General features: G+C 71.5%; 25 protein-coding genes. 13 read left to right on the top strand and 12 right to left on the bottom strand.

Annotation, left to right across the window (positions count from 1 at the left end):
- Positions 1-78: 78 nt before the first annotated feature.
- The 4 genes from ACWCXX_RS08715 to mshD form a co-directional block, all read right to left on the bottom strand.
- Positions 79-573 (bottom strand): NUDIX hydrolase, encoded by a 495-nt coding sequence (locus ACWCXX_RS08715; RefSeq protein ID WP_451125599.1) that lies wholly within the window; start codon positions 571-573, stop codon positions 79-81.
- Positions 570-1,562, bottom strand: a complete 993-nt coding sequence (locus ACWCXX_RS08710; RefSeq protein WP_451125598.1) for a CHAD domain-containing protein — start codon at positions 1,560-1,562, stop codon at positions 570-572. The genes ACWCXX_RS08715 and ACWCXX_RS08710 overlap by 4 nt, the downstream gene beginning before the upstream one ends.
- Positions 1,549-3,804, bottom strand: coding sequence for an RNA degradosome polyphosphate kinase (locus ACWCXX_RS08705; protein WP_451125597.1), 2,256 nt, complete (start codon positions 3,802-3,804; stop codon positions 1,549-1,551). Before ACWCXX_RS08705 ends, ACWCXX_RS08710 begins: the two co-directional genes overlap by 14 nt.
- Before the next feature lie 382 nt (positions 3,805-4,186).
- Positions 4,187-5,110: a mycothiol synthase gene (mshD, locus tag ACWCXX_RS08700; protein WP_451125596.1), complete on the bottom strand. Its 924-nt coding sequence runs from the start codon at positions 5,108-5,110 to the stop codon at positions 4,187-4,189.
- Positions 5,111-5,530: 420 nt separating this feature from the next.
- Between mshD and ACWCXX_RS08695 the strand changes: the two genes are divergently transcribed.
- On the top strand, positions 5,531-7,336 hold the full coding sequence (locus tag ACWCXX_RS08695) for a bifunctional metallophosphatase/5'-nucleotidase (protein WP_451125595.1): 1,806 nt from the start codon (positions 5,531-5,533) through the stop codon (positions 7,334-7,336).
- Positions 7,337-7,569: 233 nt separating this feature from the next.
- Here ACWCXX_RS08695 and ACWCXX_RS08690 read toward each other — a convergent pair whose 3' ends face one another.
- On the bottom strand, positions 7,570-7,704 hold the full coding sequence (locus ACWCXX_RS08690) for a hypothetical protein (protein ID WP_451125594.1): 135 nt from the start codon (positions 7,702-7,704) through the stop codon (positions 7,570-7,572).
- Positions 7,705-7,860: 156 nt separating this feature from the next.
- Here ACWCXX_RS08690 and ACWCXX_RS08685 point away from each other — a divergent pair, with 156 nt between their 5' ends.
- Both ACWCXX_RS08685 and ACWCXX_RS08680 read left to right on the top strand, forming a co-directional pair.
- Positions 7,861-8,754, top strand: coding sequence for a phosphatidylinositol-specific phospholipase C (locus ACWCXX_RS08685; RefSeq protein WP_451125593.1), 894 nt, complete (start codon positions 7,861-7,863; stop codon positions 8,752-8,754).
- A 209-nt stretch (positions 8,755-8,963) separates the two neighbouring features.
- Entirely contained in the window at positions 8,964-9,791 is an 828-nt protein-coding gene (locus ACWCXX_RS08680; protein ID WP_451125592.1) for a YqjF family protein, read from the top strand.
- 51 nt (positions 9,792-9,842) lie between these two features.
- Here the strand turns inward: ACWCXX_RS08680 and ACWCXX_RS08675 are convergent, their stop codons facing one another.
- The 6 genes from ACWCXX_RS08675 to ACWCXX_RS08650 all read right to left on the bottom strand — a co-directional run bounded on the left by ACWCXX_RS08675 (position 9,843) and on the right by ACWCXX_RS08650 (position 16,395).
- Entirely contained in the window at positions 9,843-10,691 is an 849-nt protein-coding gene (locus tag ACWCXX_RS08675) for a DUF1963 domain-containing protein (RefSeq protein ID WP_451125648.1), read from the bottom strand.
- A gap of 251 nt (positions 10,692-10,942) precedes the next feature.
- Positions 10,943-12,361: a sensor histidine kinase gene (locus tag ACWCXX_RS08670; RefSeq protein ID WP_451125591.1), complete on the bottom strand. Its 1,419-nt coding sequence runs from the start codon at positions 12,359-12,361 to the stop codon at positions 10,943-10,945.
- Positions 12,358-13,089, bottom strand: a complete 732-nt coding sequence (locus ACWCXX_RS08665) for a response regulator transcription factor (protein WP_451125590.1) — start codon at positions 13,087-13,089, stop codon at positions 12,358-12,360. Before ACWCXX_RS08665 ends, ACWCXX_RS08670 begins: the two co-directional genes overlap by 4 nt.
- Positions 13,090-13,266: 177 nt before the next feature.
- Entirely contained in the window at positions 13,267-14,385 is a 1,119-nt protein-coding gene (locus ACWCXX_RS08660; RefSeq protein WP_451125589.1) for a S1C family serine protease, read from the bottom strand.
- Positions 14,386-14,506: 121 nt separating this feature from the next.
- On the bottom strand, positions 14,507-15,550 hold the full coding sequence (locus tag ACWCXX_RS08655) for a LacI family DNA-binding transcriptional regulator (RefSeq protein WP_451125588.1): 1,044 nt from the start codon (positions 15,548-15,550) through the stop codon (positions 14,507-14,509).
- 92 nt (positions 15,551-15,642) lie between these two features.
- Complete coding sequence (locus ACWCXX_RS08650; RefSeq protein ID WP_451125587.1) at positions 15,643-16,395, bottom strand: response regulator transcription factor; 753 nt, start codon at positions 16,393-16,395, stop codon at positions 15,643-15,645.
- A gap of 314 nt (positions 16,396-16,709) precedes the next feature.
- On the opposite strand from ACWCXX_RS08650, the gene ACWCXX_RS08645 reads away from it, so the two are divergent.
- From ACWCXX_RS08645 to ACWCXX_RS08610, 8 genes are all read left to right on the top strand, one after another.
- The gene (locus ACWCXX_RS08645) at positions 16,710-17,615 is read left to right on the top strand and encodes an alpha/beta hydrolase family protein (protein ID WP_451125586.1); all 906 of its coding nucleotides are present in this window, start codon (positions 16,710-16,712) and stop codon (positions 17,613-17,615) included.
- Between the two features lie 41 nt (positions 17,616-17,656).
- On the top strand, positions 17,657-17,911 hold the full coding sequence (locus tag ACWCXX_RS08640) for a MoaD/ThiS family protein (RefSeq protein ID WP_451125585.1): 255 nt from the start codon (positions 17,657-17,659) through the stop codon (positions 17,909-17,911).
- A 10-nt stretch (positions 17,912-17,921) separates the two neighbouring features.
- A complete protein-coding gene (locus tag ACWCXX_RS08635; RefSeq protein WP_451125584.1) occupies positions 17,922-19,409 on the top strand; it encodes a hypothetical protein in 1,488 nt (495 codons plus the stop codon).
- Positions 19,410-19,550: 141 nt separating this feature from the next.
- Positions 19,551-20,240, top strand: a complete 690-nt coding sequence (locus tag ACWCXX_RS08630) for an LmeA family phospholipid-binding protein (protein WP_451125583.1) — start codon at positions 19,551-19,553, stop codon at positions 20,238-20,240.
- A 283-nt stretch (positions 20,241-20,523) separates the two neighbouring features.
- Positions 20,524-20,631 carry a putative leader peptide gene (locus ACWCXX_RS08625; protein ID WP_350983699.1) on the top strand — a complete coding sequence of 36 codons (108 nt, stop codon included), beginning with the start codon at positions 20,524-20,526 and terminating at the stop codon, positions 20,629-20,631.
- Positions 20,632-20,822: 191 nt separating this feature from the next.
- Complete coding sequence (locus ACWCXX_RS08620) at positions 20,823-21,668, top strand: sulfurtransferase (protein ID WP_451125582.1); 846 nt, start codon at positions 20,823-20,825, stop codon at positions 21,666-21,668.
- A gap of 48 nt (positions 21,669-21,716) precedes the next feature.
- On the top strand, positions 21,717-22,004 hold the full coding sequence (locus tag ACWCXX_RS08615) for a DUF1416 domain-containing protein (protein WP_148837139.1): 288 nt from the start codon (positions 21,717-21,719) through the stop codon (positions 22,002-22,004).
- 208 nt (positions 22,005-22,212) lie between these two features.
- Positions 22,213-22,470 (top strand): DUF3099 domain-containing protein, encoded by a 258-nt coding sequence (locus ACWCXX_RS08610; RefSeq protein ID WP_451125581.1) that lies wholly within the window; start codon positions 22,213-22,215, stop codon positions 22,468-22,470.
- 40 nt (positions 22,471-22,510) lie between these two features.
- Here the strand turns inward: ACWCXX_RS08610 and ACWCXX_RS08605 are convergent, their stop codons facing one another.
- Entirely contained in the window at positions 22,511-22,873 is a 363-nt protein-coding gene (locus tag ACWCXX_RS08605; RefSeq protein ID WP_451125580.1) for a DsrE family protein, read from the bottom strand.
- 302 nt (positions 22,874-23,175) lie between these two features.
- On the opposite strand from ACWCXX_RS08605, the gene ACWCXX_RS08600 reads away from it, so the two are divergent.
- Positions 23,176-23,748: an FABP family protein gene (locus ACWCXX_RS08600; protein ID WP_451125579.1), complete on the top strand. Its 573-nt coding sequence runs from the start codon at positions 23,176-23,178 to the stop codon at positions 23,746-23,748.
- A gap of 84 nt (positions 23,749-23,832) precedes the next feature.
- Complete coding sequence (locus ACWCXX_RS08595) at positions 23,833-24,267, top strand: Fur family transcriptional regulator (protein ID WP_451125578.1); 435 nt, start codon at positions 23,833-23,835, stop codon at positions 24,265-24,267.
- The last annotated feature ends 32 nt before the right edge of the window (positions 24,268-24,299 follow it).

Below are 24,299 nucleotides of genomic sequence, written 5' to 3'. Positions count from 1 at the left end.
CGGGGCGCGTCGGGTACGTGTCGGGTACGTGTCGGGGCGCACCGGCCGAAGGGCGCGCGGGTGCCCTTCGGGTGCCCTTCAGGCGCCGGACCGATGGCCGGGGTGACCGGGGCGGCCGTCCGGCAGGGCGGTGAGCAGGGCGTCGAGCACGTCGCGGTCGCGGTCCTGGGTGAGGCGGGTCCGGGCCGCCGCGGGGGAGAGCCAGCACACCCGGTCCACCTCGGCGCCGGGCACGAAGGCGCCGTCGGTCGCCTCGGCGGCCCAGTAGGCGACCTCCTTGGGGCGGCCGTTGACGAAGTAGTGGACCGTGGGCAGCGGGGCACCGGTCACGCAGTGGTGGCCGGTCTCCTCCAGCACCTCGCGCCGGGCGGCGTCCAGCGCCGGCTCGCCGCGCTTCAGCTTCCCCTTGGGGTGCGACCAGTCGTCGTAACGGGGCCGGTGGACCAGACAGATCTCCAGCCTGCCGGAGTGCTCCGCGCGCCGCCACAGCACGCACCCCGCGGCGAGCACCGGCCCGTGCTTGCGGGCGCCCGGGGCGCGGCCGGGTGCGGTGTCGTGGGCGGGGCCGTTCATGGCCCGGCCACGGCCGCGGAGGTGTACGGCCAGCTCTCCCGGAACACGTGGCGGGCCGCCCCCACCTCGTGCCGCTGGTCGGCGTGGAGCACCCCGAGGGCGTACGCGGTCGCGGGCGCGATCCGGGGGGTGCGGGCCGCCGACGACGCCGCGGCGGCGGCCTCCGCCGCGTCCCGGTGCAGATCGAGTGCGCGGCCCGCCGCGGCCAGCACCGGATCGGGGGCGCCCCGCACCACCTCGTGGGCGTACCGGTGCAGCCGCAGCAGCAGTCGGGCCCGGTGCCAGGGCGCGTCCTGCGCCTCGTTGTACGGCTCGGCCGCCTTGTCCGAGGGGAGCGCCGCCACCGCGCCGAGCAGTTGTTGTTCGGCCCGGTCGGCGGGCCCGTGCAGCATCTCCTCGACCGGGGCCCCGGCCGAGGCGGCGAGCGGCACCTCCGAGGCGAGCAGGGCCACGGCGTCGGCCACCGCGTGGAAGCGGGAGGAGCCGAGCGCCTGGAGCGCCGCGGAGTGGGCGCGGGTCCGGGCGAGGGTCAGCTGCCGTTCGAGGAGTGCCCCGGCGCGGGCGGCGCCGACGCCGAGTGCGGCGCGCTCCTTGTCCGCGGGGGTCCCGGAGCTCTTGCGGGCGCCGGGCAGCGAGGTGCCGGACAGGGTGTGCAGTGCTTCGAGGAGCCGGTTCAGCCGGGTCGCGTAGGCGTGTTCCCGGGCCAGGGTGCCCGAGAGCCAGGCCAGTTCGGTGCGCAGCTGCTCGGCCCAGGCGGTGTCCAGCGCCGCCCGGAAGGTGTGCAGGGTGCCGCTGATCCGGCGGGCCGAGCGGCGCAGTGCGACGGCGGCCTGTTCGGCGCCGTGGCTCCCGGCGTCGGTGGGGGCGCTGTTCTCGCGGTGCAGGCGCAGGCTGCGGAGGAATTCGGCGGCCTGGTCCTGAAGGTAGGGCGCGAGCACCGCGCCCGCCGTGAGGTCCGCCTGCGTCGTCTGGTGGTCATGGCGTCGCACGCCGGCGCCTCCGGGCGTCAATGAGCATTTCCTGTACGTGCCGCAGCGGTTGGCCCTCCGCGTCCGTGGAGCGCCGGGTCCAGTTCCCGTCGGGACCCAGGTGCCAGGAGGAGGTGGTGTCGGCCATGCCGGTCTCCAGGAGACGGCTGAGCGCGGCTCGATGGGCGGGGTCGGTGACCCGGACCAGTGCTTCGATCCGGCGGTCGAGGTTGCGGTGCATCATGTCGGCGCTGCCGAACCACACTTCGGGTTCGCCACCGTTGCCGAAGGCGAAGATCCGGGAGTGTTCGAGGAAGCGGCCCAGGACCGAGCGGACCCGGATGTTCTCGGAGAGGCCGGTGACGCCGGGGCGGATCGCGCAGATGCCGCGCACCCAGATGTCCACCGGTACGCCCGCCATCGCGGCCCGGTAGCAGGCGTCGATGATCGCCTCGTCGACCATCGAGTTGGCCTTGATGCGGACGTAGGCGTTCCGTCCGGCCCGCTGGTGCGCGATCTCCTTGTTGATCCGGGCGATCAGCCCGTCGCGCAGGGACTTCGGCGCGACCAGGAGACGGCGGTAGGTCTCGCGGCGGGAGTAGCCGGAGAGCCGGTTGAAGAGGTCGGAGAGGTCCGCGCCGACCTGCGGGTCCGCGGTCAGCAGGCCGAGGTCCTCGTACAGCCTGGCCGTCTTGGGGTGGTAGTTGCCGGTGCCGACGTGGGAGTAGCGGCGCAGGGTGTCGCCCTCCTGCCGGACGACGAGCGAGAGCTTGCAGTGGGTCTTGAGCCCGACGAGGCCGTAGACGACGTGGCAGCCGGACTCCTCCAGCTTGCGGGCCCACTTGATGTTGGCCTGCTCGTCGAAGCGGGCCTTGATCTCGACGAGGACGAGGACCTGCTTGCCGGATTCGGCGGCGTCTATCAGGGCGTCCACGATCGGTGAGTCGCCCGAGGTCCGGTACAGCGTCTGCTTGATGGCCAGGACGTCGGGATCGCTCGCGGCCTGTTCCAGGAACGCCTGGACGGAGGTGGAGAACGAGTCGTAGGGGTGGTGCAGCAGCACGTCGCGTTCGCGCAGCGCGGCGAAGATGTCGGGCGCGGAGGCGGATTCGACCTCGGCGAGGTCGCGGTGGGTGCCGGCGACGAACTTGGGGTACTTCAGCTCGGGCCGGTCCAGGGAGGCTATGCCGAACAGTCCGGTGAGGTCGAGCGGGCCGGGCAGCGGGTAGACCTCGGCGTCGGACACCTTCAGCTCGCGGACCAGCAGGTCGAGCACGTACGGGTCGATGGACTCCTCGACCTCCAGGCGGACCGGCGGGCCGAAGCGGCGCCGCATGAGCTCCTTCTCCAGGGCCTTGAGGAGGTTCTCGGCGTCGTCCTCCTCGACCTCCAGGTCCTCGTTCCGGGTGACCCGGAACATGTGGTGGGCGAGGACCTCCATGCCCGGGAAGAGCTCTTCGAGGTGGGCGGCGATGACGTCCTCTATGGGCACGTACCGCTGGGGCGACGCCTCCAGGAAGCGGGTCAGCAGCGGCGGCACCTTGACCCGGGCGAAGTGGCGGTGGCCGCTGACCGGGTTGCGCACGACGACGGCGAGGTTGAGCGAGAGCCCGGAGATGTACGGGAAGGGGTGCGCCGGGTCGACGGCGAGGGGGGTCAGCACGGGGAAGACGCGCTGCCGGAAGAAGGTGAACAGGCGGGCCTGCTCCTTCTCGGTCAGCTCGGGCCAGCGGATCAGCTGGATTCCCTCGTCGGACAGGGCGGGGGCGATGTCCTGCTGGTAGCAGGCGGCGTGCCGGGCCATGAGTTCGCGCGAGCGGGTCCAGATCAGGTCGAGGACCTCGCGGGGCTGGAGTCCGGAGGCGGAACGGGTGGCGACCCCGGTGGCGATGCGGCGCTTCAGCCCGGCGACCCGGACCATGAAGAACTCGTCCAGGTTCGAGGCGAAGATGGCGAGGAAATTAGCCCGTTCGAGGAGGGGGGTCGCCGGGTCCTCGGCCAGTTCGAGCACCCGTTCGTTGAACGCGAGCCAACTGCGTTCCCGGTCCAGGAAACGGCCCTGGGGCAGCTCGTCGCCGTCCACGTCGGGTTCGTACGCGTCGGCGTCGTTGTCGAGGTCGGGGTCCAGGTCGGCCGCGGTGGACAGCACGGCGCCGTTGGACGACGCGGTGGCGAGGGCATGCGGCCGGTGCGCGGCGAGTGAGCCGACCGACGGCTGCACGGCGGGCTGGACCGGGACCTCGGAGCTGGGCTGCTGGCTCATGGCCCCATTGTTCCGCGCGGATGGCCCGAAGGGCGCGCCGGAAGGCGTGGAGATCGCGGGGAACGCACGGTTCGCGGCGCCCGCACGGCTCGTACGGCCCGTCCGGTTCACGCGGTCGCCGCCGGGATCTCTCCCGTTGTGGGGGGTCGGCACAGCTGGCTGCATTTTGAAAGGGTCGCAAGCGCTTCTGAATGGCCGGTAACGGCGACATGACGTGCAGGAAGCGGTGTGCCGTGCGTGGGCTGTGCGCGAGCCGTGCGCGAATGGGGCGTACGGGCCGGTACGGGGCGGGGTGCGCGGGCCGGTACGGGGCGGGCCCCGCATCCGTACCCGTGCCGGTATCCGCCCTCCTCCCCGTGCTCGATCCGTCCCCGTGCCCGGCTCAGGACTCCGTGCGGTACATCAGGTCCACCTCGTGCGTGGCGAAGCCCATCCGCTCGTAGACGGCCAGGGCCGCCTTGTTGTCCGCGTCCACGTAGAGCATCGCGGTCGGGAGCCCCTCGGCCGCCAGGTGGTGCAGCCCGATCGCGGTGAGCGCCTTGCCGAGCCCGCCGCCCTGGGCGTCGGGCCGGATGCCGACGACGTACACCTCGCCGAGCTGCTCCTCGGCGTGCACCTTCGTCCAGTGGAAGCCGATCAGCTCGCCGTCGCGCTCGGCCAGGAAGAAGCCCTTCGGGTCGAACCAGGGCTCCGCCTTGCGGTCGTCCAGGTCGCGCTGGGTCAGCGAACCCTGCTCCGGGTGGTGGGCGAAGGCGGCACGGTTCACCGCGAGCCAGGCGGCGTCGTCCTCGCCGGGCACGAAGGTGCGGACGGTGACGCCGGGCGGCAGCACCGGCTCCGCGATGTCCAGCGGCACCAACGGGCGCCGCAGCTGCCGCAGTTCGCGGAAGAGCGAGAGGCCGAGGACCTGGGCGAGGTGCCGCGCCGCGGACTTCCCGCCGTGCGCCCACACCCGCAGCCGCTTCCCGGTGGCGGCGAGCAGCGCCGCACCCAGCGCCCGCCCGTGGCCCTGCCCGCGGTACGCCGGGTGCACGACCAGCTCGGCGGCCGGGGCCTCGACGGGGTCGGTGTCCTCCAGCTGCGCGTATCCGACCAGGGTGGCTCCGCTGATGAGCAGCAGGTGTCGCACGCCCTCCCGCCGTCCGCCCCGCAACTGCAGCCGCCCCTGCTCGGACACGGCCTGCCTGCCGTCGGACCGGGCCGCCTCCGCGAGCAGGTCCGACACGGCTTCGGCCTGTTCGGGGGAGAGCTCTTCGAGCGTCCGGATCTCACGTCCGGGAGCGGGGAGAGGTACGTCAGTCGTCATGTCTACGAGCCTACGGGGACGGGGTGGCGACGGGGAGGGACAGCCGGGTGCGGACGGGTGGCGGACGGAAGGGAAACGGGTGGAAGGAGGCGCGGGCGGAAGGAGCGCGGGGGAGGAAAGCGCGGCGGAAGGGGCACAGAGGGAAGGTGCACAGGAGGGGAAGGAGGCGCGGCGGAAGGGGGCGCGGGCGATGGACAGGGCGGCGGACAGGGCGTACGGCGTACGCCTTCGCCCCGTATGCCCGCATGTCGGGTGCCCCGTACGGGTGATGTGTTCTGTTTGGTCCTGATGTCGACCGCATGGCAACCAGTTCGTAACCCCGAACATCTGTTGCGCTACGCGCGTTGACCCTAGGCTGCGGCACGAAGTCTCCAGACTTGTCACCACCGCCAAACCTCCCGCTGAACTACAAGGGGACCGATGTCGACACCGCACAAGAACCGCGCGTCCCGGCGGGTGCTCGCCACCGCGGCCGGACTCGCCACAGTCGGCGCGCTCGTCGCCGCGATGCCTGCCGGAGCCCAGGACCGTCAGGGTCAGGAGCACCACGGGCAGGGCCGTACCGTCGACGTACAGCTGCTGTCCTTCAACGACCTGCACGGAAACCTGGAGCCGCCGGCCGGCTCGGCGGGCACGGTCACCGAGACGCAGCCCGACGGCACGACCAAGGCGATTCCGGCCGGCGGCATCGAGTACCTCGCGTCCTCGCTGCGTGCCGCGCGTCAGGGGCACCCGTACTCGATCACCGCGGCCGGTGGTGACATGGTGGGCGCCAGCCCGCTGCTGTCCGGTCTCTTCCACGACGAGCCGACCATCGAGGCGCTCAACAAGATCGACCTCGATGTGACGACCGTGGGCAACCACGAGTTCGACGAGGGCGCCACCGAGCTGGCCCGCCTCCAGAACGGCGGCTGCCACCCGGACGAGGGCTGCTACGAGAAGGACAAGAAGTTCGAGGGCGCGGACTTCCCCTACCTCGCCGCCAACGTGACGGACGAGAAGACCGGCAAGCCGATCCTCAAGCCGTACACGGTGTGGAAGAAGAACGGCGTCAGGATCGGCTTCATCGGGGTGACCCTGGAGGGCACGCCGAACATCGTCACGGCCAACGGCGTCAAGGGCCTGAAGTTCCACGACGAGATCAAGACGATCAACAAGTACGCCAGGGAACTGAACCGGCAGGGCGTCAAGTCCATCGTCGCGCTGATCCACGAGGGCGGGGCCCCGGCCTCCGCCTCGTACAACTACGACTGCGACAGCTCCGGCCCCGGTGACGGCATCTCCGGGCCGATCACGGAGATCGCCAAGGGCATCACGCCCAAGGTCGACGCGCTGGTCACGGGCCACACCCACCAGGCGTACGTGTGCACGATCCCGGACCCGGCGGGCAACCCGCGCATGGTCACCTCGGCGTCGTCGTTCGGCAAGCTCTACACCGACACGACGCTCACCTACGACCGCCGCACCAAGGACATCGTCCGTACGTCGGTGGAGTCGGCGAACCACATCGTCAGCCGGGACCAGCCCAGGGCCAACGACATGACGGCCCTGATCGCCCGCTGGAACGCCCTTGCGGCGCCCATCGCGAACAAGCCGCAGGGCTACATCGGCGCCGACATCAACGGCCGCGGCTCCACGGCCCTGGAGAAGCCGCTCGGCGACCTGATCGCGGACGCCCAGCTGGAGGGCATGGCCCCGGCGGACAAGGGCGGGGCGGTCGTCGCCCTCATGAACCCGGGCGGCATCCGCGCGGACCTGGTGCACAAGGCGAGCGGCGCCGAGGGCGACGGGGTGGTGACGTACGGGGAGTCCTTCACCGTGCAGCCCTTCACCAACATGATGAACGTCGTCGACCTGACCGGCGCCCAGCTGGTCACCGCGCTCCAGCAGCAGGTCAGCGGCTCCAACGAGGCCAGCCCGAAGATCCTCCAGGTGTCCAAGGGCCTCACGTACACCCTGGACATGACGAAGACGGGCGCGGCCCGAGTGGTCACCGGCACCATCAAGCTCAACGGTGAGGCGATCGACCCGGCGAAGACGTACCGCGTCGCGATGAACGAGTTCCTGGCGGGCGGCGGCGACGGCTTCGCGGCGCTCGGCGAGGGCACGAACAAGCTGGTGGGCGCCTCCGACCTGGACATGTTCAACGCCTACCTGGCGGCCCACTCCACGCCCGAGGCCCCGCTGGCCCCGCCGGCGGCGGACCGGATCACGGTCATCAAGTGACCGCGGTGACGCAGTGACTCCCGTACGCGGGTGAGGAAGGGCGGTGGGCCGGCGGGCCCATCGCCCTTCTGCGTTACGGGGGAGCGTTCCGGCGGCGTGAACCGGGCCCCGGCGGTGGTACGGGACGCCCCAGGTGCGCTACGGGCGGCCCGGTGGCGGTACGGGCGCCCCGTTTCCCGCACTGGCAGAGCCGCCCGCCCCCGTTCCTCGCGCGGTCGGAGCCTCCCACCCCGTCAGAGCTTCCCGAAGGTCACCCCGCGCCAGGTCCAGCCCGCCGCGAGCAGTGCCGCCCGGACCTCGTGGGCGGGCAGCGGGACCACGCCGTCGGCGGGACGCCTCGTGCCGGTCAGCTTGTCGAACAGGCCCATCGGTCACTCCTCTCCGGTGGCTCGGACGCACCCTGCCGACAGCCGGGGTCCCGCCCGCGGCGGACCGACGACCCTGCCGCCCGCCCTGTTCCCGTCGTGACGTGCACCCGTCATAATCTGACGGCTGACCCCCACGGCAGACGGAGGCACCCCCGCATGAGCCCGTACACCGCCACGCGTCGGAACTTCCTGGCCGGTGCTCTCGCCGCCACCGCCACCGTGCTCGTCGGTACGGGCTCCGCGAGCGCCGACGGCCGCCGGGTCCTCACCACCCGGGACTGGATGGCGGCCGTCCCCGACGCCACCGAGCTGCGGGCGCTCACGATCCCCGGCTCGCACGACTCCGGCGCCCGCTACGGCGGACCCTGGACGGAGTGCCAGAACACCACGATCGCCGAGCAGTTGAGCAGCGGCATCCGCTTCCTCGACGTACGGTGCCGCCTCACCGGCGGCTCGTTCGCGATCCACCACGGGGCCTCGTACCAGAACCTGATGTTCGGCGACGTGCTGGGCGCCTGCTGGGACTTCCTGGCCGCGCATCCCACCGAGACCGTGCTGATGCGGGTCAAGCAGGAGTACTCGGAGGAGAGCGACGCGGCGTTCCGGGCGGTCTTCGACGACTACCTCGACAACCGGGGCTGGCGTCCGCTCTTCCGCATCGACTCCGCGCTGCCCTCGCTGGGCGGGGCCCGCGGCAAGGTCGTACTGCTCGCCGACAACGCCGGTCTGCCCGGGGTCCGTTACGCCGACCCGGCGCTCTTCGACATCCAGGACGACTACATGGCGGAGCCGTTCGCCAAGTACCCGAAGGTCGAGGCCCAGTTCCGCAAGGCGGCCCGGCAGCCGGGGAAGCTGTACATGAACTACGTCAGCACGGCCGCCCTGCTCCCGCCGCGCTGGAACGCGGACCGGCTCAACCCGCAGGTGCATTCCTTCCTGGACGGCTCGGAGGCGGCGGGCTGGACCGGGCTGGGGATCGTCCCGATGGACTTCCCGGCCACCAGGTCGGGCCTGGTCGAGTCGCTGATCCGGCACAACCCGGGGATCTGAACGGGCTCGCCGGTCGCCCGCCTCCCCTTACGCGAAGTGTTGGAGCTGGTGCCCCTCCCGCCACTGAACGGGCCTGCCTGGAAGGAGAAGGAGTCACGCTGTCCGGCAAGTACGGAAAAGGCGGCGGATGGCCGGTTTCGCTTCGACGCTCGGTGTGCGGGCAAGACCCGGGCGGGTTCTGCCTCGGCGCGCACTGGCAGACTGACGCGATGTCGTTGTCTCTGGACGCGTTCCCCGATCCCATAACGGCAGACCCGCCTCGCACGGCCGGCCGGCCCTTGCTCACCCAGTCCTGGCTGGATCTGGCCTTCCTCCACTGGGCTGCCGATCCTGACGTCGTGGCTCGGCTGCTGCCCGCTGGCACGCGGCCGGACACACTGGACGGCGTCACGTACATCGGACTCGTCGCCTTCCGGATGCACCGCGTGGGATGGTTCGGCCTGCCCGGTATTCCCTACCTCGGCTCCTTCCCGGAGACCAACGTCCGCTTGTATTCCGTGGATGCCCACGGACGACGCGGGGTGGTCTTCCGCTCGCTCGACGCCTCCCGGCTGCTTCCCGTAGCCGTCGGCCGGGCGGCCTTCCGTCTGCCCTATGTCTGGTCGAGGATGGAAGTCCGCCGACAGGGCAGCACCATCACGTACACCAGTAGCCGGCGCTGGCCCGGCCCCCGGGGCGCGCACAGCAGCCTGGCCGTACGGGTCGGCGGCCCGGTCGAGGAGCCTTCCGAGCTCGAACACTTCCTGACGGCCCGCTGGGGAATGCACAGCTTGTTCTTCGGGCACTCGCTGTACCTCCCGAACACTCACCCCCGTTGGCCCCTGCACCGCGCCGAGCTTCTCCATTGGGATGAAGACCTTGTGGTCTCGGCGGGCCTGCCCGCGCCGGCCGAGGAACCCCTGAGTGTGCTCTACTCCCCCGGGGTACCCGTCCGCTTCGGACGCCCGCCCAGAAGGCCGGGGGATCCCCACTCCGTGAGTCCGGCGGCCGACCTGTCTGCCATCGCGCGGGAAGGCCGGCCGGTCAAGGCTTTGTGACCACCGGGCGAATCCCTGCCGTCGGCACCGCCCGGTGGCAGGAGCCCGGGATCAGCTGAAGTAGGTCTGCCGGACGCGGTCGAAACGGTGCGCCAGAAGGTCGTCGCGGTGGATGGCCCAGCCCACCTCTCCGTCGCCCTGGTCGAAGAGGTTGTCCTCGCCGAACTCCAGCAGGTTCAGCCACGCTCCTTCGTGCCCCTCCTTCAAGGCCTTGTCGTACAGGTCGTCGAACCTTTCCGGCTCGGACCTGCATATGACCACGGCTTCCTCGCACTTCGTCAGGAACTCCTCGGCGAAGTAGTTGCTGTGGTATTTCGGGTTCAGCTTCACCCCTCGCAATCCGCAGCTCCGTTTCACGTACGGGATGGCCCCGACCCGCTCGGCATACTCCGTGACCGCCTCCAGGAACGGCCGAAGCTGTTCTCTTTCCTCCTCGTGCACGTCCTCGATGTCCGGCATCTTGGCTGCTGGATCCGGATGACCGGTGTTGCCGTTGTCCCACATCCAGTCGAGGACATCCCAGGCTGTGCCGGGGCGGCAGACCAGCGCCCGTCGTTCGAGGACCTCAGGCCCCTCCATTTCGCCGAAAATCTCCTCCACAGGTGCGGGGCGTTCGGCCGTCTCGGTTCCCGGCGGGACGTAGATCACCGGTGCGTGTTCGTCATGCTGGTACTCCAAGCCCGTGAAGAACAGCAGGCGCCCCTCGCGGGGGAGCCCGAGGTCCAGTGGCTGCTTCGGTATCGCGGCCAGGTCGAGGTCGGCCACGAAGGAGCCTTCTTCCCACGGGACATCGGCAGGCAGCTGCGGCAGTCCGCCGACGTGACCCACCACGTGATCTCCGGGGCCGACCGCGGACAGCGCGGGCGTGGACAGATGGACGGACGGCTGCAAGATCCACATGATGCGGGTGATGGCGTCGTCGGAGACCCCGTGCCGACGGGCGAAGGCCCGGAACTCATCGGTGTATGACATACCGTCATCCTGCGCCGCACCACTGACAATCACCGGCCCGGCGGTTCCGCCTCACACATCGGAAGCGAGCCGGCGGACCGCGGGGCGCAGCGGCTCGGGGTATCGGAATACGGAGCCTGTCCACATCAGCGCTCCTTCCACGGACCGTGGGTTCCACCATCGCAGTGCGCCGCGCCCGCTCACAGCTCCGGCGGCGGCTGGGGCGCCCCCGGCAGGCGGATCGATGCCTCGGTGCCGTCTCCCTCCGCCGGGCGCAGGGTGATTTCGCCGCCCGCCTGCTGGACCGTGCGGGCGACGATCGACAGGCCGAGGCCGGAGCCGGGGAGCTGGCGGGCGGACGGGGAGCGCCAGAAGCGTTCGAAGACGTGGGGGAGCTCGTCGGCGGGGATGCCCGGACCGTGGTCCCGCACGGTCAGTTCGCCGTCGCGCAGGACGACCTCGATCGTGCCGCGGGGCGGGCTGAACTTCACCGCGTTGTCCAGGACGTTGACCACCGCCCGCTCCAGCGCGGCCGGTTCGGCCCGTACGTACCAGGGGGTGAGGTCGGCCCTGATCGTCAGTTCGGGGCCGCGCAGGCGGGCGCGTTCCAGGGCGGTGTCGGCGATGTCGTGCAGGGCGACGACCTGGAGGGGGCCGGGTCCCGCCGCGTCGGGGCGGGACAGTTCCTGGAGGTCGCCGATGAGCGAGGCCAGCTCGGTCATCTGCGCCTTGACCGACTTCATCAGGGCCCTGCGGTCGTCCGGCGGGATGGCCCGGCCGGTGTCCTCGCTGCGGGAGAGGAGTTCGATGTTGGTGCGGAGCGAGGTCAGCGGGGTGCGCAGCTCGTGTCCCGCGTCCGCGATCAGCTGGGCCTGGCGGTCGCGGGAGCTGGCCAGGGACGCGGTCATCGAGTTGAAGGAGCGGGACAGCCGGGCGATCTCGTCCTCGCCCTCGACCGGGATGCGGACGGTCAGGTCGTCGGTGCGGGCGACGTGCTCGACGGCCCGGGTCAGCTCGTCCACCGGGCGCAGGCCGGTGCGGGCGACCCAGAGACCGGCCGCACCGGCCCCGAGCACGCCGATGCCGGAGACGGCCAGGAGCACCCAGGCGAGGGTGGACAGGGGCCGGTCGACCTCGCTGACGGGGCGGGCGAGGGAGAGGGCCAGTTCCGTGTCGGGCAGGCCGAGCCCCTGCGAAACCCGCAGCGGGGTGGTGTACACGCGCATCCGCACCCCGTCGGCCGCGGTCGCCCAGTGCAGGGTGTCCGCCCGCTCGTGGCCGATCACGGCGAGGTCCGCCCCGGTGACCGGCAGCTGGGCCGCCCCGGGCGCGATGCAGGCCGTGCCCTGGGAGTCGACGAGCTGGACGGTGAAGCCGGAGTAGGGCCGGGGCGGGAGCTGGGAGGTTCCCCGGCAGTACGTGTACAGGTCGGTCAGATAGCGCTTGTCGACCTGGGTGTCGCGCAGCGAGGCGTCCAGCTGGTCCTCCAGCTGCATCTTCACCATGAACCAGCACGACGCCGCGACCGCCGCCACCGCGACCGCCACCGCGACCGCGACCAGCAGGGCGAGCCGGGTGCGCAGCGGCCGGGCGCGGAGCCGTCGCAGGACCCCGGTCATCCGTCACCGCCGCCGGTGCGGAGCGCGTAACCGACTCCCCGCACCGTGTGCACGAGCCTCGGTTCGCCGCCCGCCTCCGTCTTGCGGCGCAGGTACATCACGTACACGTCCAGGGAGTTGGAGCTGGGTTCGAAGTCGAAGCCCCACACCGCCTTGAGGATCTGCTCGCGGGTCAGCACCTGGCGCGGGTGGGCCAGGAACATCTCCAGCAGGGTGAACTCGGTCCGGGTCAGCTCGACCCTGCGGGTGCCCCGGGAGACCTCGCGGGTGGCGAGGTCCATCCGCAGGTCCGCGAAGGTCAGCACGTTCTGGTCGAGGGCGCCGCCCGCCGCCGGGGCCGCGTACGAGCTGCGGCGCAGCAGGGCCCGGATGCGGGCGAAGAGCTCGTCCAGCTCGAAGGGCTTGACCAGGTAGTCGTCGGCGCCCGCGTCGAGACCGGTGACCCGGTCGCCGACGGTGTCGCGGGCGGTGAGCATCAGGACGGGGGTGGTGACGCCCGCGGAACGGAGCCGGCGGGCGGCGGTCAGCCCGTCCATCCGCGGCATCTGGATGTCGAGGACGATGAGGTCGGGGGCGTACGAATCCGCCCTGGCCAGGGCGTCGAGGCCGTCGACGGCGACCTCGGTGCCGTAGCCCTCGAACGCGAGGCTGCGCTGCAGGGCCTCGCGCACGGCGGGCTCGTCGTCGACGATCAGGATGCGCTGCGGATCGTCTTCGGCGGGGCTCATCGCTCGTGGTCCTCTTCTCGTTCCGTCCGTACGGACACTGTGCCTTCCGGCTCTCAGCCTCGCACGGCCCGCGTCGGCCTCGCACGGCTGCGGCGCACCGTCGTGCGTCGTCGCGCGGCCCGGTGTCCGTGCCCACCGGTGGAGGCGCGACCGTCTTTCGCAGAGGTCGTTCTTTCCTCAGGAGCCGTTGCCGGACCGCAGGGTGTCGAGGTCGGCCTTGAGCGTGTTCACGGGGATGGCGAAGCCGAGGCCCACGCTGCCCGCGCTCGAACCGCTCGACCCGCCGGCCGAACCCGCCGCGTACATGGCGGAGTTGATGCCGATGATCTCGCCGTTCATGTTGATCAGCGCACCGCCGGAGTTGCCGGGGTTGAGCGAGGCGTCGGTCTGGATGGCCTTGTACGTGGTGGTGGACTCGCCGGTGTCGCCGTTGAACTGCCGACCGCCGAACTCGAACGGCCACTGGTCCTGACCGCCCTGCCCCCGCCCCTGTCCCTGGCCGCCGCCGTCCTTGGCGACCGTGACGTCGCGGTCGAGGGCGGAGACGATGCCGCTGGTGACCGTGCCGGTGAGGCCCTCCGGCGAGCCGATCGCGACGACCTGGTCGCCGACCGCCACCGTCGAGGAGTCGCCCAGCGTCGCCGTCTTCAGCCCGCTCGCGCCCTGGAGCCTGATCAGCGCGAGGTCCTTGTCGGGGTCGGTGCCGACGACCTTCGCGGTGTACGTACGGCCGGTGCTGAGCCTCACCTCGATCGACGAGGCGCCGGAGATGACGTGGTTGTTGGTGACGACCTCGCCGTCGGAGGTGATGACGACGCCGGAACCGGTGGACTCGCCCGCCGCCGAGGTCGCGTTGATCTCCACGATCATCGGGGACACGGCCTTGGCGACCCCGGCGACGCTGCCCTTGTCGCTCTGCGAGACGGTGGTGCCGGGGACGACGCCACTGCTGCTCGTGGTGGTCGTGCCGGTGTCGGTGAGCTGTGCGACGACGGTGGCGGTGCCGCCGCCGACGATCGCCGCCGCGATCGCCACGGCCGTCAGGAGGGCGACCGGCCGCCGGGCCCGGTGCCGGGCCGGTGCCGGACCCGGCGTGGGCTGCGACGGCCCCGGGCCACCGTTCCCGTCACCGCCGCCGTGCCCGCCGGCGCTGCCCGGACCGGGCCACACGGTGGTGCCGGGGCCCGTCGTGATCGGCTGCGCGGGCCGGTACGGCGGCGGCGGGTAGGCCGCGTCGCCACTGCCGTACGAGGGGTGCGTCGGGTACTCGCCGCTCGGGCGCTGGCTCTCTGTCATGCATATGAGCGTGTCCGGCGAAGATGAGAGAAACCTGAGCGCGTCCTGAGAAGCCCGGCAGAAGCTCGTATGTCCGATGTAAAGGTCCGGGAGCCGCCGGGCCACCCGTGCCCGGCACGGGTCAGCTCGGCGGGTGGGTCGGTTCCCCGCAGCCGCACGAGCGCCGCACCACCAGCGCGGACGGGAACTGCTTCAGCCGTTCGCGCCGCGAGCCCGACACCCGCAGCGAGTCGTCGAGCACCAGGTCCACCGCCGCCCGTGCCATCGCGGGCCGGTCCGAGGAGACCGTCGTCAGCGGCGGATCGGTCAGACCGGCTTCCTTCACGTCGTCGAAGCCCGCCACCGCGAGCTCGCCCGGCACGTCGATCCGCAGCTCGCGCGCGGCCCGCAGCACACCGATGGCCTGGTCGTCCGTCGAGCAGAAGATGGCCGGCGGCCGGTCCGGTCCGGAGAGCAGTTTCAGCGCCACCTGGTAGGCGTCGTAGCGGTTGTACGGGGCCTGGAAGAGCCGGCCCTCGGTGGAGCGCCCCGACTCGTGCATCGCCCGGCGCCAGCCCTCGACGTGGTCGGCGACCGGGTCGCCGACCGCCGGGGTGGACTCCACACCGCCGAAGCACGCCACGTACGCGTTGCCGTGCTCCAGCAGGTGCCGGGTGGCGAGCTGGGCGCCGCCGATGTCGTCCGTGACGACCGCGACGTCCTCGATCGCCTCCGGCCGCTCGTGCAGCAGCACGACCCGCGCGTCCCACGCCTCTATCTCGGCCGCCGCCCGCTCGCTGGGGCCCTGACTGACCAGGATCAGCCCGGAGACCCGCATGCCGAGGAAGGCCCGCAGATAGTGGACCTCGCGCTCGTCGCGGTAGTCGGAGTTGCCGACCAGCACCATCTTTCCGCGCTCGGCGGCGGCCTGCTCGACCGCGTGGGCCATTTCCGCGAAGAACGGCTGCCGGGCGTCCGGCACGATCATCCCTATGAGATCGGTCCGCCGCGACGCCATCGCCTGGGCGACCCGGTCGGGCCGGTAACCCAGCTCCTTGATCGCGGCGAGTACCCGCTCGCGCGTGGCCGGGGCGACCGGCCTGGGTCCGTTGTTGATGACGTAGCTGACGACCGCTGTCGACGTACCCGCCAGTCTCGCCACATCGTCCCGCGTCACCTTGGCCACGCGCGGCAGTCTACGCGGATGGACCCGTCACTTGGCAGGCCGGACGGGGGCTTTCTCCGCGCCCCCGGCCGCCCGCGGCTGCTCCGAACGGGTTACGGGGCAGGTGGCGCCCCCGCCGCGGCCCGTGCCCCGGCCTTCTCCGCCGCGCGGGCCTCCTCGGCGGCGCGTTCCACCTTCTCCGGTGCGACGAAGCGGTAGCCGACGTTGCGGACCGTGCCGATCAGCGACTCGTGCTCGGGGCCGAGCTTGGCGCGCAGCCGCCGTACGTGCACGTCGACCGTACGGGTGCCGCCGAAATAGTCGTAGCCCCAGACCTCCTGGAGCAGCTGGGCGCGGGTGAAGACCCGGCCGGGGTGCTGCGCCAGATATTTGAGCAGTTCGAATTCCTTGAAGGTCAGGTCCAGGACCCGGCCCTTCAGCTTCGCGCTGTACGTCGCCTCGTCGACCGAGAGGTCGCCGCTGCGGATCTCCATCGGGGAGTCGTCGGCGCCCAGCTGCTGCCGGCCGGTGGCCAGCCGCAGCCGGGCCTCGACCTCGGCCGGTCCCGCGGTGTCCAGCAGCACGTCGTCGATGCCCCAGTCGGCGGTGACGGCCGCGAGACCGCCCTCCGTCACGACGAGGACCAGCGGACAGCCCGGCCCCGTGGACCGCAGCAGCCGGCACAGCGACCGCACCTGCGGCAGATCGCGCCGCCCGTCGATCAGGACGACGTCGGCGGCCGGGGTGTCCACCAGGGCGGGGCCCTCGGCCGGGGCCACCCGCACGCTGTGCAGCAGGAGGCCGAGGGCGGGAAGCACCTCCGTCGACGGCTGGAGGGCATTCGTCAGGAGCAGCAGTGAACTCATCGCCGCCCACCTGCCCGGGTCGTCGGTCGATGATCGTGCACGTTTCGCTCGCCCATTACGTCGATCCTCCTCGTTCCCTGCGAGAGGGGCACTCCCGGGCGGGGCCCGGGGGAGTATGCGGCACTTCTTCGTACGTTTCGGTACTGGCTTTCGCCCTGCCTGCCGTGCGACGGCCGCCGCACGGTTCCTGCCGGCGCGGCCCCGCGCCCCGGGACCGCTGAGCTTGTGGAAACGTCGCCGTAACAACGCCTGGAAAGCACTAAAGGACCCGGGGGCTGCTTTGCCCGGATCCTCTTCCCAGCAGAATAGCCCACATGAGTTCTGTGTCCGAGGGACGGTTTCGGAGTTCCGCTGTTCCCTTGATCACGCGTACTCCGTTGCGCACCGCATTGCGGACCGATGACGGAGTGCGTATCGAGGCGGTGTACGAACCGTGCACGGCGGATGCCGGGAACGCTGCGAAAACATTCTTCGACGGTACTGCGATCGTGGTCGCGCACGGTTTCACCGGCTCGGTGGACCGGCCCGCGGTGCGGCGTGCGGCCGGGGTGTTCGCCCGGCGCGCGGCCGTGGTCACCTTCTCGTTCCGGGGGCACGGCGGGTCCGGCGGGCGGTCGACGGTGGGTGACCGCGAGGTGCTGGACCTGGCGGCCGCGGTGGCGTGGGCGCGATCGCTCGGGCACCGGCGGGTGGTGACCGTCGGGTTCTCGATGGGCGGTTCCGTGGTGCTGCGGCACGGGGCGCTGTACCGGGGGCGGACACGGAACGGCGGGGGAGACGCGGGCACCGGCGGCGCCGAGAAGCACGAGGGGCGCATCGCGGCGCGCCCGCAGGCGCATGCGGACGCGGTGGTGGCCGTGAGCGCCCCCGCCCGCTGGTACTACCGGGGCACGGCCCCGATGCGCCGCGTGCACTGGGTGGTGACCCGGCCCACGGGGCGGCTGGTCGGCCGTTACGGGCTGCGCACCAGGATCGACCGCAACGGGTGGGACCAGGTCCCGCTCCCGCCCGTCGGGGCGGCCGGGCTGATCGCCCCGACGCCGTTGCTGGTCGTGCACGGCGACCGGGACCCGTACTTTCCGCTGGACCACCCCCGGATGCTGGCCGACGCGGCGGGCGACGGCGCGGAGCTGTGGCTGGAGCGCGGCATGGGGCACGCGGAGAACGCCGCGGACGAGGGCCTGCTCACCCGCATCGCCGACTGGGCGGTGGCACCGTGACCGATGATGGACAGCCGACGCGAGACGAGAGGAACGCCGCCATGCCTGCGGGAACGATCCGCTACTGGGCCGCCGCCAAGGCCGCCGCCGGGGCCGCGGAGGAGCCGTACACAGCCGCGACCCTCGCCGAGGCACTCGACGCGGTGCGCGAACGGCACCCCGGAGAGCTCACCCGAGTGCTGCAGAGGTGCTCGTTCCTGATCGACGGTGAACCCGTCGGGACCCGAAGCCATGAGACCGTACGCCTTGCCGAGGGCGGCACGGTCGAGGTGCTCCCGCCGTTCGCAGGAGGGTGAACCGCAGCACATGAGCAGCAACGATCAGCAGTATCCGTACGGACAGGACCCGGGCCACGGGTACGGGGCCGGCGCCCCCGGATACGACGACCAGTCGTACGGCGCGCACCAGTCGTACGACGCGCACCAGTCGTACGGCGGGCAGCCGTACGGGGACCAGTCGTACGGCGGGCAGCCGTACGGGGGTGGTCAGGATCCGTACGCCGCACAGCCCCACGGCGGCCAGTCGTACGGCGGCCGGGACCCGTACGGGGCCGTGCACCGGGCGCCCGGCCCGTACGACCCGCATCACGCGCCCCAGGCACCTCAGGCACCCCAGACACCTCAGGCACCCCAGGCACCTCACGGGGGACAGGGAGGTCACGGTTCCGCCTGGCCCGCCGGGTACGCGCAGGAGCCGTCCGGGGCCCAGGGCGCGCAGGACCCCGGTGTCGCGCAGACCTGGGAGGGGCAGACCTGGGACACCCAGTACCAGCCCACCGTCCGGCCCGCCCAGTCGGCGCAGCCCGCTCACTCCGACCGGCCCGCGCAGCCCGTTCCGGACGCCGCCGAGACCGCGTACCTGCCGCCGCAGGGTGCCTCGGGTTCGTACCCGCTGCCTCCCGAGGTGCCGGTCGCGCCTGCCGGCTCCCCCTCGACCGGTGCGGGTGCGCAGGAGCCGGGCGGGTCCGCCGTCACGCCCTCCGAGTCCCTGCGCGACGCCGCCGGCTACGGGGCCCCCACCACCCTGGGCAACAGCCGTGTCACCGACGCCCAGCGGGCCCGCGCCGAGGGCCGCTCGCCGATCATCGCGCCGGGCATGCAGCCCGCAGCGATCACCGCGGGGCTCGGGCTGCTGCTCGCCCTGGGTGCCGCGATCGGCCAGTACGCCCTGGTCGTGCCGCTGGTGCTGCTCCAGGCCGTGACCGCGGCCGGCTGGTTCCGGCTCAACGGCATGTGGCCGGCCCGGCAGGGCATCGCGCTGGCGTTCGCGGGCGGCCTCGTCGCCGACGTCGTGCTGCTCGCCGCGGGCCGGGAGAACGCCCCGGCCGCCATCCTCGGCACCCTCGGCATCTGGGTGCTGCTCACCGTGGTCCTCCAGCTGCGCAGCCGGGCGGATGCCGACGACCGGATGTACGGGCTGATGGCCACCGTCGCCTCGGCCGCCCTCTCGGTGCTGGCCGCCGGGCACCTCGCGGCGGTCCCGGACGCGGTGACGGTGGGGGCGATCGCCGTCGCGGCCGCCGTGGTCGTCCGCGCGCTGCCGCTGCCCGGACCGGCCTCGGTCGTGATGGCGCTGCTCGTGGCCGCGGGTGCCGGTGCCTTGGCGGGCACGTTCACCGACCTCGGTGCCAAGGGGGCGCTGCTCGGCCTCGCGGCGGGCGGCTGCGCACTGATCGGGCTGCGGGTGGCGAGTTACGACTACCCGTCGCGCTTCGTCCACATGACCGCCGGGGTGGCGCTGCCGCTCACCGCCGCGGCCCCCGCCGTCTACCTGCTCGGCCGCACGCTCTCGTAACGCCGGCCGCCGTCGGCCGCCACCGCCCCGGGAACCGAAGAAGGGTGCCCGCTCGTCGATCACCCGGGGCGCCGCGCACGTTTCGTCGACGCGCGGTGCGCGAGGAGTACGGCCGGATTGCAGGGTGGGGGAAGAGCGGGCATGCGTGCACTGCGAATACTGCTGGTCATCGTGGTGGTTCTGGGCGGGATCCTCGTCGCCGTGGACCGGGCGGCGGTGTACTTCGCCGAGTCGGAGGCCGAGGGGCGGATCACGATCTCCGGCGCCACGATCGGCTCGACGGACGTCTCCGTCAAGGGATTCCCGTTCCTGACCCAGATCGCGGAGAACAGCCTCGACGAGGTCGAGGTGGAGATCACCGGCATCGAGACCGACGCCAACGGCCGCCGGCTCCGGATCAGCAGGATGACCGCCGCACTGCACGACGTGCGGCTGTCCGACGACTACTCCGGCGCCACCGCCGCACGGGCCACGGGCACCGCCGTCGTCTCGTACGAGGACCTCACCAGGGCCGCCAGTGACGGCGTGGCCGTCGAGTACGGCGGCGACGGCAAGGTGAAGGTGACCGGCACGGTCGACATCCTCGGCCGCCCGCTCTCGCGCAGTGTGCTCTCCACCGTCACCCTGATCGACGGCCACACCCTGCGGGTGCGCGCCGACAAGGTTCCGGGCGAGGGCATCCCCGGCCTGGAGAACCTGGTGCGCCAGAAGACCGACTTCGACCGGGAGATCGGCGCTCTGCCGAGCGGTCTGAAGCTGCGGAAGATCCAGCCGACCCCGGACGGCCTGGAGATCTCGGTGACGGGCACGGACGTACGGCTCGCCGGCTGAGGCACCGCGGCCCCCGCCGGGCGGACCGAAGCTCCCCGGCTTCCAGGAACCCCCGGGGCCCTCGGGAACAGGGCCCAAGAGGGGTTCCGCAGCCCTCGACGCCCCTGCGCGCCACATAGTGAGACGGGCGCGTCCGGTCCTCAGATGGGTGAGGGCGCACGGTGGCCGGAGTGTGGCGCAGGAACTGCTGCGACCCGGTTCGAATCTCGGATCATGGATGATCGAGTCTCAGTATTCGACACGACGGTGACACGGTCGCCCGTGCCTCCCTACGATCGGTCCCATGCAGTGCTCTATTGGCGGTCTCCCGCAGCGGGGACGGGCGGATCTCACGAAGCGGCGGGCAGTGGACCTGTGCCGCGTCGCCGCCATGCTCTGTCGCACTGTCTGAGCGGGAGCCTTCGGCACCCCACGTTTCCCGGCCCTTCGACGACGTCAGGGCCCTTCCCGATCGCGTTGTACGTGTCGCCTTTGTATGTGTGCCGCACGATATGCCCCGTACATCCGCATCCCATGTCCGTACATCCGCATCCCGCACCGTCTCGCATCATCTCGCCGCAGACTGCCCCGGAGGAGAACAGAATGAGCCGCAGTGACGTCCTGGTAGACGCCGACTGGGTCGAGGCGCACCTCGACGACCCGCAGGTCGCTCTCGTCGAGGTCGACGAGGACACCTCGGCGTACGAGAAGAACCACATCAAGAACGCGATCCGGATCGACTGGACCAAGGACCTCCAGGACCCGGTCCGCCGTGACTTCATCGACCAGGCCGGCTTCGAGAAGCTGCTGTCCGAGAAGGGCATCGGCAACGACACCACCGTCGTCCTGTACGGCGGCAACAACAACTGGTTCGCGTCCTACGCGTTCTGGTACTTCAAGCTCTACGGCCACCAGGACGTCCGCCTGCTCGACGGCGGCCGCAAGAAGTGGGAGCTCGACTCCCGCGACCTGGTCGACGGCGACCAGATCCCGTCCCGCCCGGCCACCGAGTACAAGGCCCAGCCGCAGGACCAGTCGATCCGCGCCTACCGCGACGAGGTCGTGAAGGCGATCGGCAACCAGAACCTGGTCGACGTGCGTTCGCCCGACGAGTTCAGCGGCAAGCTGCTCGCCCCGGCGCACCTCCCGCAGGAGCAGTCGCAGCGCCCCGGCCACGTGCCGACCGCCCGCAACATCCCGTGGTCGAAGAACGCCAACGACGACGGCACCTTCAAGTCGGACGAGGAGCTCAAGGCCCTCTACGAGGCCGAGCAGGTCGATCTGTCGAAGGACACCATCGCCTACTGCCGCATCGGCGAGCGCTCCGCGCTCACCTGGTTCGTGCTGCACCAGCTGCTCGGCCAGGAGAACGTCAAGAACTACGACGGTTCGTGGACCGAGTACGGCTCCCTCGTGGGCGTGCCGATCGAGCTCGGCGCCAACAAGTAACCCGCCCGACCCGGACCCGTACGACCCCGAACCAGAAGGACGAAACACATGTGTGGAGCAAAGGCCGGCGGCCCCGACGCTTCGACCATCAAGCCCGGTGAGACCACCATCCAGGGCAGCGTGACCCGCAACGGCGAGCCCGTCACCGGTTACGTACGCCTGCTGGACTCGACCGGCGAGTTCACTGCGGAGGTCCCGACCTCCGCGACCGGACAGTTCCGCTTCTACGCGGCCGAGGGCACCTGGACGCTGCGCGCCCTCGTCCCCGGCGGCAGCGCCGACCGCACGGTCGTGGCGCAGACCGGCGGCCTCTCCGAGGTCGCGATCGCGGTCTAGTACCGGGAGAGAGGGGGCACTGGTGCCCCCTTCCCGGCGCCGGACCGCGCCACGGATCGGCCGAGGGGCCGTACCCCGGGGGTTGGACGCCTCTTGGCCGGGGTACGGCCCCTCGTGCTGTTCGCTCCTCCGCGCAGGCGGGAAAGCGGGCGGGAAGCAGGTCGGAAGCCGGCGGGACGCGGGTGGGTGCCGGGCCTACGCTGGAGGTATGTACGCCCGACGCCGTCGTGGCTATTTCCTGATGATGGGCGTGTGCATCGTCCTCTTCGTGTCGGCCTGGGCCTTTGTCAGGCTGTGGTCGATGCCTGCCGCGATAGTGATGTGCTTCGTCGCGATGGTCATCCCGCCCGTCGCGGCCATGGTCGCCAACCGGCGGGGGCCGGAGGACCGCTGGTGGGACGATCCGTCCGGCGATCCCCAGTCCGACGAGTGGTGGGACGAGCTCGACGGCAAGAAGCGGCATTAGCGGGCGCGGCGCGGGCCGTCGGCAGCGGTGCGGGCCGCCGTCAGTAGACGAGGGCCTGGACGTCCTCGGCCATGGTCTCGCTGACGAAGACCTGGGCACCGGCGATCCGTACGCCCTCCAGGACGTCCTCCTCGGTGATGTCGCGACGGGCCGCGCACTGGGTGCACAGGGTGATCCGGCCACCCGCCTGGATGGACTCGATCAGGTCCGGCAGCGGAGCGGCGTGCGGCAGTTCGAACTCGGCGGCGCGCCCCGGCAGCGCGAACCACGAGGATTCCCCGGTCAGCCAGAGCGAGACCTCCACGCCGCTGGCGACGGCGACCGCCGCCACCGTGAACGCCTGCGAGCAACGCTCGGCGGAGTCGGCACCTGCGGTCACCTTGATCACGAGCTTCTTCGGCATGCGTCGAACTGTAATCGCCGCGCCGCCGGGACCGGCGCCGCGGCGGCGACCGCGCGCCCCGGGCCGGCCGGGCCCCCGAACCGACAGGCGGGGCCCAACCCATTAGGCTGGTGCCCGGCCCCGTACTGCTGCCATACCGCTCGTTCCAAGGAGCTCCTGTGCTTGAGGCATTCTTCTCCGCCCTGCTGGTCCTGGTCTGCGTCGGCGTTCTCGCCTTCGTCGGGCTGAGCGTGAAGAAGCTGTACCAGGGCCAGCGCTGACCCTGCCCGCCACCCCCACCTCACAGATCGTCTGAGCCGCTCATGATCGAGATCCCGTCCGACCTCCACCCGGGCCTCGTCCCGCTGGCCTTCCTCCTCGGCAACTGGGCGGGCGCGGGTGTTTCCGACTTCCCCGGCGCCGAGCAGTGCAACTTCGGCCAGGAGGTCTCCTTCAGCCACGACGGCCGCGACTTCCTGGAGTACGTCTCGCGCACCTGGGTGCTCGACTCCGAGGGCAAGAAGGTCAAGCCGCTGGAGTCCGAGTCCGGTTACTGGCGCATCGACAAGGACCGCAAGGTCGAGGTCGTCATGTCCCGCGACCAGGGCGTCATCGAGATCTGGTACGGGGAGCTGGCCGACCAGAAGCCGCAGATCGACCTGGTCACCGACGCGGTGGCCCGGACCGCGGCCTCCGGCCCGTACAGCGGCGGCAAGCGCCTCTACGGCTATGTGAACAGCGACCTGATGTGGGTCGGCGAGAAGGCCACCCCCGAGGTGGAGCTGCGCCCCTACATGTCGGCGCACCTGAAGAAGGTCGTCACTCCCGAAGAGGTCGAGGAGATGGCGAAGAAGCTGGGCGACCTCCCGGACGACGGCATCGCCTTCTTCAAGTAGCCGCTTCTCCAAGTGGCCGCCGGGGCCCGGATCCTGCCCGCACAGTACTGCGGGCAGGGGCTCGCCCGGTCCTACACTGGGCGTGTGGTGAGCACCGACTGGAAGACCGATCTCCGGCAGCGCGGCTATCGGCTGACGCCGCAGCGGCAGCTTGTCCTGGAAGCCGTCGACACGCTGGAACACGCGACGCCCGACGACATCCTCTCCGAGGTGCGCAAGACCGCGTCCGGCGTGAACATCTCCACCGTCTACCGCACGCTCGAACTCCTGGAGGAGCTGGAGCTGGTCAGCCACGCCCACCTGGGGCACGGGGCGCCCACGTACCACCTGGCCGACCGCCACCACCACATCCACCTGGTCTGCCGCGACTGCGAGAACGTCATCGAGGCCGACGTCTCCGTCGTCTCCGAGTTCACCGCCAAGCTCCAGGCCGGCTTCGGGTTCGAGACGGACATGAAGCACTTCGCGATCTTCGGCCGCTGCGCCGACTGCACGGCGCGAGCGGCGTCCGAGGAGTAGGGCCCGACCGGACCAAAGGCCGTGGATCACAG

This window comes from Streptomyces sp. NPDC001732 (genome assembly GCF_053596315.1).
The sequence above is the reverse complement of the archived record's forward strand: the minus strand, read 5'-3'. Positions and strand labels throughout refer to the sequence as shown.